18 protein-coding genes and 1 pseudogene are annotated in these 11542 nt (G+C 67.5%); 2 read left to right on the top strand and 17 right to left on the bottom strand.

The window, feature by feature from the left end; translation table 11 throughout:
* A pseudogene (locus tag K2X24_RS18650) lies at window positions 1-755 on the bottom strand (phage tail protein); the annotation flags it as partial.
* A gap of 100 nt (window positions 756-855) precedes the next feature.
* Here K2X24_RS18650 and K2X24_RS18645 point away from each other — a divergent pair.
* A complete protein-coding gene (locus tag K2X24_RS18645; protein WP_292499933.1) occupies window positions 856-1155 on the top strand; it encodes a hypothetical protein in 300 nt (99 codons plus the stop codon).
* A gap of 65 nt (window positions 1156-1220) precedes the next feature.
* On the opposite strand, the gene K2X24_RS18640 is transcribed toward K2X24_RS18645, so the two are convergent.
* The 11 genes from K2X24_RS18640 to K2X24_RS18590 all read right to left on the bottom strand — a co-directional run bounded on the left by K2X24_RS18640 (window position 1221) and on the right by K2X24_RS18590 (window position 7776).
* Entirely contained in the window at window positions 1221-1532 is a 312-nt protein-coding gene (locus K2X24_RS18640; protein WP_292499932.1) for a glycoside hydrolase, read from the bottom strand.
* An 82-nt stretch (window positions 1533-1614) separates the two neighbouring features.
* Window positions 1615-2163 (bottom strand): DUF1833 family protein, encoded by a 549-nt coding sequence (locus K2X24_RS18635; protein WP_292499930.1) that lies wholly within the window; start codon window positions 2161-2163, stop codon window positions 1615-1617.
* A gap of 4 nt (window positions 2164-2167) precedes the next feature.
* Window positions 2168-2539, bottom strand: coding sequence for a hypothetical protein (locus K2X24_RS18630; protein ID WP_292499928.1), 372 nt, complete (start codon window positions 2537-2539; stop codon window positions 2168-2170).
* Window positions 2540-2543: 4 nt separating this feature from the next.
* Window positions 2544-4919 carry a hypothetical protein gene (locus K2X24_RS18625; RefSeq protein ID WP_292499926.1) on the bottom strand — a complete coding sequence of 792 codons (2376 nt, stop codon included), beginning with the start codon at window positions 4917-4919 and terminating at the stop codon, window positions 2544-2546.
* Between the two features lie 3 nt (window positions 4920-4922).
* Window positions 4923-5051, bottom strand: coding sequence for a hypothetical protein (locus K2X24_RS18620; protein ID WP_292499924.1), 129 nt, complete (start codon window positions 5049-5051; stop codon window positions 4923-4925).
* 29 nt (window positions 5052-5080) lie between these two features.
* Window positions 5081-5482: a gene transfer agent family protein gene (locus K2X24_RS18615; protein WP_292499922.1), complete on the bottom strand. Its 402-nt coding sequence runs from the start codon at window positions 5480-5482 to the stop codon at window positions 5081-5083.
* A complete protein-coding gene (locus K2X24_RS18610; protein ID WP_292499921.1) occupies window positions 5479-5916 on the bottom strand; it encodes a phage tail tube protein in 438 nt (145 codons plus the stop codon). The genes K2X24_RS18615 and K2X24_RS18610 overlap by 4 nt, the downstream gene beginning before the upstream one ends.
* A 2-nt stretch (window positions 5917-5918) precedes the next feature.
* On the bottom strand, window positions 5919-6383 hold the full coding sequence (locus K2X24_RS18605; protein ID WP_292499920.1) for a DUF3168 domain-containing protein: 465 nt from the start codon (window positions 6381-6383) through the stop codon (window positions 5919-5921).
* Entirely contained in the window at window positions 6380-6940 is a 561-nt protein-coding gene (locus K2X24_RS18600; protein WP_292499919.1) for a hypothetical protein, read from the bottom strand. The genes K2X24_RS18605 and K2X24_RS18600 overlap by 4 nt, the downstream gene beginning before the upstream one ends.
* Before the next feature lie 3 nt (window positions 6941-6943).
* Window positions 6944-7288 carry a head-tail adaptor protein gene (locus K2X24_RS18595; RefSeq protein WP_292499918.1) on the bottom strand — a complete coding sequence of 115 codons (345 nt, stop codon included), beginning with the start codon at window positions 7286-7288 and terminating at the stop codon, window positions 6944-6946.
* The gene (locus K2X24_RS18590; protein ID WP_292499917.1) at window positions 7288-7776 is read right to left on the bottom strand and encodes a head-tail connector protein; all 489 of its coding nucleotides are present in this window, start codon (window positions 7774-7776) and stop codon (window positions 7288-7290) included. The genes K2X24_RS18595 and K2X24_RS18590 overlap by 1 nt, the downstream gene beginning before the upstream one ends.
* Before the next feature lie 3 nt (window positions 7777-7779).
* Between K2X24_RS18590 and K2X24_RS18585 the strand changes: the two genes are divergently transcribed.
* Window positions 7780-8031: a hypothetical protein gene (locus tag K2X24_RS18585; RefSeq protein ID WP_292499916.1), complete on the top strand. Its 252-nt coding sequence runs from the start codon at window positions 7780-7782 to the stop codon at window positions 8029-8031.
* Between the two features lie 34 nt (window positions 8032-8065).
* Here K2X24_RS18585 and K2X24_RS18580 read toward each other — a convergent pair whose 3' ends face one another.
* The 5 genes from K2X24_RS18580 to K2X24_RS18560 all read right to left on the bottom strand — a co-directional run bounded on the left by K2X24_RS18580 (window position 8066) and on the right by K2X24_RS18560 (window position 11540).
* Window positions 8066-8356, bottom strand: coding sequence for a hypothetical protein (locus tag K2X24_RS18580; protein ID WP_292499914.1), 291 nt, complete (start codon window positions 8354-8356; stop codon window positions 8066-8068).
* A 156-nt stretch (window positions 8357-8512) separates the two neighbouring features.
* Entirely contained in the window at window positions 8513-9016 is a 504-nt protein-coding gene (locus K2X24_RS18575) for a hypothetical protein (RefSeq protein WP_292499912.1), read from the bottom strand.
* A gap of 4 nt (window positions 9017-9020) precedes the next feature.
* Window positions 9021-9383, bottom strand: a complete 363-nt coding sequence (locus tag K2X24_RS18570) for a hypothetical protein (RefSeq protein ID WP_292499910.1) — start codon at window positions 9381-9383, stop codon at window positions 9021-9023.
* 65 nt (window positions 9384-9448) lie between these two features.
* Complete coding sequence (locus K2X24_RS18565) at window positions 9449-10843, bottom strand: phage major capsid protein (RefSeq protein WP_292499909.1); 1395 nt, start codon at window positions 10841-10843, stop codon at window positions 9449-9451.
* Between the two features lie 28 nt (window positions 10844-10871).
* Window positions 10872-11540 carry an HK97 family phage prohead protease gene (locus tag K2X24_RS18560; RefSeq protein WP_292499907.1) on the bottom strand — a complete coding sequence of 223 codons (669 nt, stop codon included), beginning with the start codon at window positions 11538-11540 and terminating at the stop codon, window positions 10872-10874.
* Between the last annotated feature and the right edge of the window lie 2 nt (window positions 11541-11542).

The raw sequence follows: 11542 nt of genomic DNA, 5'->3' as shown, positions 1-11542 counted from the left end.
TCGATGTCGGCCCCGAGCGGGCCCGTCGACGCGTTGAAGGGCGCCTGGATCCCGGCGTTCTCGGCCCAGAACAGGGCATCGCCCACGCGCACGCGGTGGATCTGGAATTTGCCCAGGCCGAGCGTCATGCGCTTGACCAGCACGGTGGAGTCGCCGTCGATGTTGACGAAGTCCTGCTGGCTCAGCGGCGGGGCCGACCAGCGCCGGCCGTAGAGCAGCGGCTTGCGGGCGCCGGGCTTCGGCACGTTGCCGCCGCCCGTGATGCTGTAGCTCTCGGCGGCCTTCTTCGTGCCGGACGCCTTGGAGGCCTGCGCGGCGTAGCCGAGGGCGATACCGCCGACCACCAAGCCGGCCTGGATCGCCGTCGTCAGGCCGCCAGCTGCCGCACCTGCGCCGAACAGCGCAGAGCCTGCCAAGAGCGGCGCCGCATAGGGCGCCAGGGCGATGAGCGCGATCGACGCGATGGCGAGCCCGATCGAGGCGATGCCCTTGCCCAGCGGCGCGGCGGTGATAACCACGACGTCGTGCGGGCCCACCAGCGTCTTCGACCAGGTCGCGCGCAGGCGCACCGTGCGGTCGTTCGGCTGGTAGATCTCGGCCGCGTCGCCGCGGCGATGCACCGCCACGATGAAGGGCCGGCCGGCCGCCGGCCGGTGGCGCGCGACGATCGTCGAGAGCCGTCGGCGCCGGTTCGGCAGCCGCACGGGCTCGCTGCGGCGCTGCCCGACGAGGTTGGTGGTGAGGACCAGGGTCATGCAGATCCTGAGATGTCGATGAAGGCAGGCCGGGGAGCCTTGTGCGGCTCACCCGGCCCGTTCACCATCGGAGGCGCCAACCGAACCGATGGAGAATAGAATGGAATTCAGAGACGCACCCAAAAAGCGGACAGAATTAACTTTGCCACCGCTCACTCCACCGCAATTACTAACCATCGTCGGCGCATTGGGAAGCGCTCTAAATTTAACCTTTATGGCCTACGGTCACGCCATTGGCCCGGACCGTATCGGTGAACTTGAGGAGTTCGGTCGACAGCTTCTCGCAGGCATCAAGAACAGTGACATTGCAGGCATGCATATGGCTCAGGAGTCTGCGGTCGTTGAAACTATCCATGCGATCGTTGCTGCAAACATCCCGGATGTTAAAGGTATCAGCTAGGATAACAACGTGAGATGATCCGTTGGCGTGAGGAGTGATGCGAAATCGTTCCATTGTATCTCTCCTCACAAAGGGATCAGGTATGTGATGCGCCAGCGGCGCGCCTGAGCGATCTCCAAGGGGGGATCGAGGGCGACGCCGTGCGGCTCGTCGGTGTGCAGGATCAGCCCGCCATCCTCGGCGAGCCAGGTGCCGGCATGGGTCTCGGCCCCGGCCGTCTTGCCCATCAGCACCAGGGCGAGATCGACGGGCTGGGGGATGGCGACCCACTCGGAGCGCACCGGGTGCTTTGCCAGGACCCGGGCCCGCTCGCGCAAGTCCGAGACCAGGAGCGGGTCCGCCGCCGGCAGGATCCGGCATGCGAGGGTCGCCTGCACCAGGCTGGCGAGGTGCCAGCAGTTGAACGCTATCCGGTCGTAGGGGCGGCGCCGCAGGCCCGCGAGGAACGCCCGCCGCGCCTCAGGTGAACAGCGCAGGGTAGCTGTCCCGGTCGAAGAACGCGTTGGGGCCGGTGGGCACGTTCTGCTGACGCCCATCCGGCCAGGCAATCGTGCCCTCGGCGCGCTCGGCAGAGATGTCGAAGGCCGTCATCTCCAGCCCGGTCAACGTGTCGTCGTCGGGGCCGGTCACCGCGGCGAGCTGCCCGGGCAGGACCCGGTACTGCCGGAAGGTGATGCGGATCGCCTCGTTGTACCCCACCACCCCCTTCATCAGGTCGTGCAGGAGGTCTGACGCGTTGTCGATCTGCAGCTTGCCCTCGGTGGGCCCATCCGTATCCGCGCCTGGCCCCACTACGGAGAACGCACAGAGCAGGTGCGGAAGCTTCGGGCCGCCCTCGACGAGCGGCAACGCCATGGTGTCGCCGGGCTCGCCCAGTTCGCTGTCCACGTTCTGCACCAGCAGGATCGCGGTATCGAGCGAGGCGTGGTCCACCTCCAGGGTGGTGAGGATGACGCCTTCCTCGTCGCCTGAGGCGTAGGCCTCTTGCAGAGCTTGCTTGAGGGTCATGCGCTCACCAGCCCTGCACCATGAGGGTGAAGGACACGACGGAGACGGGCCCCAGATCCTGCTCGGCGACCGCGCCGACGATCCGGCAGGTTCGCATGCCGAGGCGACCGTCCGGTAGGCGAACCTGCGACGAGAACCGGCGTGCGCCCATATTCAGCGTGTCCCGCACGAAACCACGGAACGTCACGAACTGCGGGCGGGTGAGCCGAAGGACGATCTTGCGGGGGGTCTCGTCGTACAACCGACGGCGACGGGTTCGGGATGGGCCATCATCGAACTGCGTTTCCTGTGGCGGGTCGTAAAGCTGGTCGGTGCCGAGCGAACCCACCTGTCCGATGGGAACCGGCAAGTCCGACGGCCAGAAAGGATTGGCCATGCTTTCAGCCCGTTCGCGTCGCTGCGGTGTTCAGGACGGGCCCGAGAGCCCCCTGCCCCCTGCGGCCTCGACCAAACAGGCTGCTCTCGGCCTCGCGCAGGAAGATGTCCGTGCCGCCGCTGGCGTTGCGACGGGTGGTCGGAGCAAGGTCGGGCGAGCCGGCCGGACGCTGGTCGATGAAGTTGAGCGCAGTGACCCCGCCGCCACCGTTCCCCTGCGACGCGATCGGCACAATCTGACCACTCGCGTTCGGAATGAAGAGTTCTCGGCCACGCTCGCCGACCGTGTAAGCCTGCCCCGCCTCGACCGGACCACCATTGGCGCGGAAGAAGCTCTGAAACAGACCGGCGATGCCCCCGACCGAATCGCCGGAGCTGGCCTTGGGCGCGGTCCCCAAAAGGCCCGACAGCGGCCCCTGGCCCGTGAAGACGCCCTGCAGCGCCGACCGGGCGAATTGCTTGACCAGGCTGTTCAGGATGTCGCTGAACGACCTACCCTCGAGGATGGCGTCCGCGAACGCGGTCGAGGCGGCATCACCGAAATAGCGCGCGGCATCGGCCGCCTGACGGATCGCCTGCTGGGCATCCATCGTCCGATCCTTGTAGGTCTGCCAAGCCTCGGCGCCAGCCAGGACCCGCTTGCGCTCATCCTCGGTCAGGTCGGCACTCTCACGGTTGCCTTTCTTAACCTCCTCGCGTGCGACGGCCTCAGCCTTGGCGAGCGCCACCGCTCTCTCGCGCTCGACGTTGGTCTTCGCCACGTTCTCCAGCTCGGCCCTGGCGGTGTCGCGCGCCTTTTCGATCTGGCCGATCAGCGTCTCGACGGCGTCCAGGCCCTCGCTGCTGCCGGTGCTGCCCTTCGGCGCCTTGGCCGAAAGGCTGGGCAGTGTCACGGACTTGTCAGCGCCCTTCGGCGGAGCGCGGAAATCGAGCTTGTTGCTATCCTCGATCGCCTGGGCCACCGCGCCGGGCTGTTTCATCCGGTTGGCGAGCACCTGCCGCGCCGCGGTCAGCGCGTTGCGGTCATCGGCTTGCGCCTGCGTCTCGCCGGTCCGTGGCAGACCGAAGGTATCGGTCAAGCCGAGCGCATTCGCACCAGCGCTGAGCGCGCCCCGCACAGCAGGCCCGACCCGGTTGAGCCCCGTCTGCTCACCGAGGGCGACCGCCCCGAGATTGGTGGCGAGCTGCCCCGCACTCGGGATCATGTTGGCGATCTTGTCCGCGATACGCGAGATCTCGACATAGAGATTGCTCGCGGTCAGCACCGCCCGGGCAAGCACAAGCTCGAAATCGACGAACCGCGTATAGATGTCGAGGGCAGAATCAGAGAATTCTTTCTGGATAGGCGCCAGCGCGGTCGCGAAGATGTTGGTGATGTCGCGAAGCTTGGCTTCGAGCTGGCCCGCCCTGTCGATCTCTTCCTGCCCGACGATACGCTGGCCACCGGCCGTCAGGGCCGTGCTGTCCATCTGATCGCGGAGGCGCCGGGTCAGCTCGACGCCCTGGCGCATCTTGGCCTCGAAGTCGGCCCCGAAGAACTTGCCCGCCAGATCGAAGGCCGCCACGTCGCGACCGGCGTCCCGCAGCTTGTCGATGAGGTCTAGGACGACGCGGATGCGGGCTTCCTGGGTCGTTGCGCCAGCCAGTGCGGTGCGATCCCCGCCGCTGAGGTTGCCGGCGCGCACGTTCTGCTCGACCCGATCGGCGATGGTCGAAGTGGTTCGGCCATGCTCCCCCTCGCCGATGCGCAGAGCGGAGGCTTCCTTGGCCCGCTCCAGTGCGGCCACGACCTGCCGCGTCTCCAGTCCGAGCGCCTTCGCATCCAAGGTGAGACGCTGATAGATGTTCGTGCCGAGGCCGACCTTGTCGGCGTCGCGAGCAATCTGCGTGAAAGCCTCGACGTGCTCGCGCGCCTCGTCGATCGAGGCCGACACGGCATGAAAAACGAGCTTCGCGGCCTCGAAGGCGATGAACGCGGTGAGCAGCGTTCCAAGCGTCGGGATCTGAGCCGCAAGAGTCGTGACTGCCGTGGTCGTACCGGTGAGGCCAGCCTTGACGCCAGCCTGCGCGGTCTGAGACCCCGCAGCCGCCGCCGTGAAGCTACGGACCACACCCTCCAGGGTGGCCTTTTCGGCCGTGGCTGCGTTGGCCGTGGCCGTCGCGATGTTCTTGACGTCGGAGCCGATGGCGCCGGCCGCACGCTGTACGTTCTGCTGAAGCGCTCCCAACGCCGAGCCGGCGTTGTTCGAGTTCGCAGCCATGCCGGAGAGTGCCACGCCTGCCGAAGCCATGTTCCCGGCGATGGAAGCCGCGAGGCTCGACATCGCACTGGTGGCGCGCGAAGTGTCCGCTGCGAACTGAATGACAAGCGGTTCAGCCATACCCTACGCTCTCCCCGCTGCCATCTCTTCCATGAGCACTTGCAGGAACTCGTCCTCGGACGGCGCTTGCTCGGCCGGGCTGTTGGCCGCGATGAACCCGTCGAGCGCCGCATGGAATTCGGCCAGGGTCATGCCCTTCACGTCCTGGGGCGTGTAGCCCGCTACAGCTCCGGCGCCGATGAAGACGGAGAGGTCGCCGGGGCGTGGTCGCTTCCCCCCTCCGCGTCCGCGTTTCCCTCCGGCACACCGCTCACCGCACCCGTCACGATCTGCGATGCGAGGTGCAGGAAATCCGCGATGGGATAGTTCGGGGGGTGGTAGCGCATCACCAGCGCCTGCGCCTCGACGGGCGACGACCCTGCCCCCTCCAGGCCGAGGCGAATCGGCTCCCAGATGTCGTTGACGCCGAAGCGATGCGTGGCGAGCCGGGCCATGATCTCGCCGATGCCGGCGTTGCACAGCCGCTCCAGCTCGGACATCTCGCCGAGCCGAAGCTGGAAGTTGCGCTCACGGCCACCGAAGGCCGCGCGCACCATGGTCCGCGAGGTGTCGGACACGCTCACGTGGCATCAGCCCAATCGAGAGGGCCGTCACCGCGGAACTGCGCCGTGAAGGCCACGATGCCGTTGTTGTTCTTCGCGATCTCGAAATTCTCGATGTGGACGTCGCCCGCCCACTTGCCGCCGCCGCCCGCTGCGCTGCGATCGATGCGGAATTCATAGGGCACGGCCACCTCGCTTTCGACGTCGGCGCGGAAGTCATCGAGGTGATCGGCCGCGATCGAACCGGCAAACCGACCACCCCAGGACGTGGAGCTCTTGATGCTCTTGCGGGTGGGGATCGCCGTGGGATTGTCGCAATCCGGCACGGTGGCGTCTTCGTATGCGTTCGTGATCGTCAGCGTAATCGACGTCGCGAGGCAGACGAATTTGGCTCCTGCGCCCGCGCCACGATAGGCCCGGAACCGGTTGCCGGGCAGAAGATCGGGAGTTGCCATGGTCAGTCCTCCAAACCGGGGTCCGGCCCGGCGATGATGGTGGTGAGGTCGAGGAACACCGACTTCGCTTGAAGCGGGTCGATCACGTCGCCAGCCTGCGTGACTTCGATCATCTTCTGCAGGCGGAAGGGGGCGGCGAGCGGTTTCGCGAACTCTTCGAGGCCGTCCAGCGCGGCGCTGATGGCATCCACCAGCGACCAGGCTTCGGTGCGTCCCGAGGCCGTCGACACCGCAAAGATGCGGGCCTGAACCGTCCAGGTGAAGCCGCACCCCGCATCGAAACGCTGACGCCGCATCGGGCCGATGTAGGCGTAGGGCGTGGGTGCGGCAGGCTTCCCCGGAATGACCGACGCGGTTGGCACGTCGTCATAGATCCGGTTATCGGCAAGCGACTTGAAACCGATGTCGGCACGCAGCTGCGCACGGATCGCATCGCGCAGCGGTAGGATCGGAGACAGCGCGGTCATAGGCCCTCGCGGCTCGCGGCGCGCAGATCGCCAGCCCAATCGGAGAGGGCCTCGCGCGCCGAGTTGTAGAAGAACGGCTGCCCTTCCACCTTGGCCGGCCCCGGGGCGCGCACCTGGCGCCCGCCGGCTCCCGTCGTATCCGCGAACAAATTGCCGTCCGCGACGATGCCGCCGGCCCGGTGGCCGGCCTCGACAGCCAGCGCGTAGTCGTACCCGTTACGGTCGGCCCTCGCCTCGACCACCCACATGCCGCCCTCGCGGTAATAGGTGATGCCGTTGAGAAGCGCGCCGCTGTCCTGCGGAACTCGCGAGCGCATCAGCTCGACCATCTCACGCGCAGCCTTTTCGCCCGCGTCATCCGAGCGAAGTGCCAGCTTCACCGCGTGCTTCACCACCTGGCCGGTGATGCGCTCGATTCCGATGATGTCGGCCACGGTGTCGATCAGGCGCAAGCCGGACAGCACGCCACGGCCCGTTGAGAAGTCGCGGGCGGCGCCGGTCAGGCTCAAGGCGGCGTAGCCCTGTGAGAGCCCGCCGAAGGTCGCGGCGATATCCATAAGCTACTGGCCGCCGAGGTTGCTGGAAATGGTGAGGGCGATAAGGCCGGTGCGACGGTCCGGCAGTCCGACGCCGTCGACCGCGAAGTCACGCCCCAGGATCTTCACGCGATCGGCGTTCGTGATGGTGCGGCTCTGCGCGGAGGTGCGCACCGTCAAGACACCAGCCTCGACGTTCTGAGCCGCGCCACCCTGCGCCGCCTCACGCACGGATTGCGGCCGGAAGTTCGCCCAGATCGTGAAGGCGGGCGCGTATGGGCCTCGATCGCCGGTATCCTGTTCGTCCTCATCAAGGATTGCCGGCTGCCGCAGGAACTCGGCCCGGTGCTCGAATCGCCCGCTGTCCATCAGACCGACCAGGCGCGATACGGCGACAGCAGCGCGTCGACACCGAGCGGCAGCGTCGCCGGCTGCGCCTGCGTAGCGGTCACCGCGTCCCGGTTGTTGAAGAGGTGACTGACCATCAGCAGGATGGCGTGGCGGATCGGGGCCGGCACGGTGCTCTTTCCGCCATCAGCCGAAACATAGCCTGCGCGCCAACGCACCTTCGTCGTGCACCCGTCCGGCTGCGCCGCCTCACTGACCAAGGCGAGGAAGGGCGGCAGAGGATAGCGCCGTGCACCTGCAGCGAGCGTGACCGGAAAGACAGCCTCCAGCGTTTGCTCCCCGAGCGCCCGGCCGAGCCAACCATCCGGCCCATCGAGCCACGCCGTCGCGACCGCAATCAGGCCCTCGACATAGGCCTGCTGCTCGGTGTCGCCGTCGAGGCGAAGATGCCGGTCCGCCTCATCCCAGGAGACGACCGGATTCGGTGGGATGATGACGGCGACGGGCATCAGTTGCAGATTACCCTGATGGTGATGGGGGTGGATGGCGCCGGCTCGAACGGACCGGCAGTCAAGAGGAGCGTGCCGCGCGAGCGCTTGACCGCGACCGTGGCCCCGGTGAGGGTCTGCGAGATGACCCCGCCGACCACCATCTGGTCACCCGACCAGGTGGGGATGACATCGACGTCGGGCGTCGTCGTGCAGGCTGCCCATGTGAAAGTCGCGACCGGCGCCGTCAGGCTGACGTTGGACGTGGCCGTGTAGCGCTCGACGCGCTTCGGAGGCCCGGCCGGGCCTGCTACGCCTTGAGCTCCGGCCTCACCCTTGGCGCCGACGCTGCCTGGAATTCCCGGCAGGCCTTGAGGACCAGCGGGGCCGACGCTACCCGGAACGCCTGGAACTCCCTGCTCACCTCGATCGCCGCGCGCGCCATCGCGTCCGGCAGACCCAGGCAGCCCCTGAGATCCCGGGTTCCCCTGTGATCCAGGCTGCCCATCGGCGCCGCGCTGGCCTGTCGGTCCAGGCGTCCCAGCCTCTCCCGGAACTCCGCGCTCGCCCTTTGCGCCGGGCTGGCCTGCTGGTCCGACATCACCCTTTTCGCCTTTTTCTCCGGGGGCACCGACGGGCCCCGGTGTGCCGGTGCGCGGCACGCCGTCGCCCATCATGGGGCTGGCGGCGCGCAGGTTGCTCTCCGCTGGGGCCGACAGGCCAATGATGAAGACGAGGGCGAGCCAGGGAGTGCGCATTAGCCGCCTCGCCCGTACTGGAGCTCCGGCGCGCACTCACCGGTCGGAGCGGCCGTTGCGATGATCGACACGTACGTCGGCTGGCTGGTGCCGAGAGTTTCGACCGACCGGGCCATGAACCGGGTGCCGGTCGTGAGCGTGACGCTCTCTTGCATGTTCGCGACCTTCCGAATCCGGACATCGACGGAGCAAGGGTTCACGAACCGGTAGGACGTCGCATCCGCCGGCTTGGTGATGGCGAATTGCTTTGCCACCGTGCTGACGCCGTCGAAGATGATCGGATCGCCCGTGCCCGAGCGCACGAACGGCGTCGAGAGCACGGTCATCGGCGTAAGCGCGCCACCGCACGGCATGGCGATACGGTTCACGCCCGTATCGCAGAGCAGCACCATGCCGGACAGATTAGACCCGTCCGCCTGTTTCCAGGGGGTGAAGCCAGTCTGCGCAGCAAGAGCGGAGACCAGCGCCACCCCGAAGACCACGGTAGCAGCCAGCCGGCGCATCCGCTCAGCCCTTGGAGCTGCTGCTGGCGGGATCGGCTTTGTTCGCGACCGGTGGTGCCGCCTTGTTGCTGACGGCGGGAGCCGCTTTCGCTGCCGTCTGCGGGGGCGCATTCTGCGACGAGACGGCAGCCGTGATTTCGTCGGGCGTGCTGCGAGAAGCGTATCCCTGAGGCGGGTAGTTTTCCGCCCGATAGCCCGCCGCGACATACTCAGCCACGGTCGGCCCATCGGTCCGGAGACCGTCACCATCCGTGACGGCGCGAACCGCGCGCATCCCCACCAGGTAGTCGAAATCCACCTTGTCGAATTCGCGCTCGGACCCTTCCGGGAAACCATCGAGCGGCTTGAGCAGAATCGCCGTGATCATGACCGTCTCCTTTTCGGCTCATGGAGCGGGCGGCCGGAGCCGCCCGCCTGCATTAGCCGACCGGGTTACGCGACGCGGCCGAGGTCGCCGTAGACGATGGCCTGCGGGCGGTAGATCGCCATCGCCAGACGCTCCTCGGCGCGGATCGTGACCTTGTTCCGGACGAAGTTGTCCTGGTCCTCGGTCGACACGTCGATAGTGGCGTCCTGGCGGTCGAAGATCTGCGCCGCGAGGTTGAAGGCACCGACCAGGCCCTTGTCGACACCCATGGCCTGCGTCGGGACCACCGGCAGGCCCCACAGGGTCGGCGAGGCGACGCCCTGCGGGTTGCCGATGATGTAGCGGCCCTGCGTGTCCTTCCCCATCTCGATCGCCGCCCAGTCGATCGGGTTGAGCACGATGCCGTTGGGCGGATACTCGGCGAGCGCCGCCTGGAGGATCATCAGGCGCAGCGTGTCCACCTGCGTGGCCGCGACGAGCCCCCCGGCCGCCGCGTAGGCGACCGCCGCCGTCACGAGGCCGAGGAGGTTCTGGCCGACACCGGACCCATTGAGCAGTTGGTTCTCCTCGGCGAGGGCAAGGCCGTAGCGCAGGCGCTGGTCGATGATCGACCGCAGGCCCGGCGCGTCCGCGAGGATCTGCACCGAGGTCCGCATCCAGTGCGCGATCGTGCGAACGGTCGCAGTCTTGTCGACGAACTGCAGCTCGGACTGCGGCTTCAGTTCGCCCTCCGGGACCACGGCGGCGCTGTTCGTGAACAGCTTCTCCTGCTCGTACTCGATGGAGTTGCTGGCCGTCTGGCCCGGCAGGATGAGCGACCGCACGGTGAGGCGCCGCTGCGGCAGTTCCACCTGGAGGCCGCGCCGGTCGGAGGGGATCAGCGCCCCGGCCGAGCCGGCCGCGTCGGTGGTGAGCGAGGTGATGTCCTTCACCTCGACGAGGACGCGACCGCGCGGCCGGGTCTGGTCGGCGAAGCTCTTGAACGCGTCGTCCTCGACGAAGCGCTCGCCCGCTGTCAGGTGCCGGTCGCCCGGCTCGCCGCGACGGGCCATCTTCTGGTCCATCTCGTCGAGGCGCGCCTTGGCCTCGTTCATACCGGTGATGGCCTGGTCGGCAAGTTCCTTGGCGGTGGTGGCGAGCGGGGTGCCCTTTTTGGCCTCCTCCAGCGCCTTGTCGGCGATCTCCTTCACCCTGTCGTGCTTGGTGTCGAAGTCGCGCCGGAAGTCGGCGGCGAGTTCGGCCGCGCTCTTGCCACCGCCTTCGCCGGGCTTGTCGAAGAGGATTCGGGGGCCGATGGCGCAGGACGCGAGACGGGCGAGGCCACCGGCACCGGCCAGCGCCAGCGGCATCAGGGATGTGGAGGCGAGAGCCGGGCCGAACGAAGCGTGCGCGTCGGGCGCGGAAGCGACGAAGGCGAGGGCCATCAGGCCCACCGCCAGGAGCGATAGGAAGGTCTTCACGATGATCTCCGGAACTGTTGTTGGGCCGTCAGCCCGCCAGGGCGCGCAGGAACGCGAGCCCGTCGTCAGCCGCACCGGCAGGCTCCCCCTGCCCCTTCAGGTGAAGACGCGCGGCGCGCTCCGCCTGCGAGTTCGAGAAGCCCAACCCCTTGAGCCAGACCTCGAACTCTCGCTCTGTCAGCCGGTCCCCGGCCTTCAGCTTTTCGGTGAGGTCGTGCGCAGCCTTCGCGGCCTTCACGCTCTGCACGACCGCGTTCTCGTTGGCGCCAACGGACACGATGCTGACCTCCACGAGGTCCAGCCTCTCCAGGGTCCAGACCCCCGAATCCGTGTCGACGCTGTATTCCTTGATCCGGTAGCCGATGGAAAGACCATCGATGTCGCCGGCTTTGAGCAGCGCATGCGCCTCGCGGCCTCGCTGCACGTCCATGTTCAGTTTACCCTGGAGGAGGAGGCCGTGGCTGTCCTCTTTGGCGCCAACCCATTTGCCGATCGGCTCGCCCGGGTTGTGCTGCCAGAACAGCTTCGGCATCGTGCCCTTGGAACGATGCGCGGCCAGGCTTTCGGCATAGGCGCCCTCCGCGATGACATCGCCGTAGGCGTCCGGCTCGCCACCGAAAGTCGAGCCGTAGCCCTCGAACTCGCCGGTATCCTTCAGCGCCTTGAGGTCGAGAACCGGCGCGGTGATCCTGCTCATCG

This window comes from Methylobacterium sp. (assembly GCF_019750675.1).
Taxonomy (GTDB): Bacteria; Pseudomonadota; Alphaproteobacteria; order Rhizobiales; family Beijerinckiaceae; genus Methylobacterium.
This window is presented reverse-complemented; position numbering and strand designations above follow the sequence as displayed.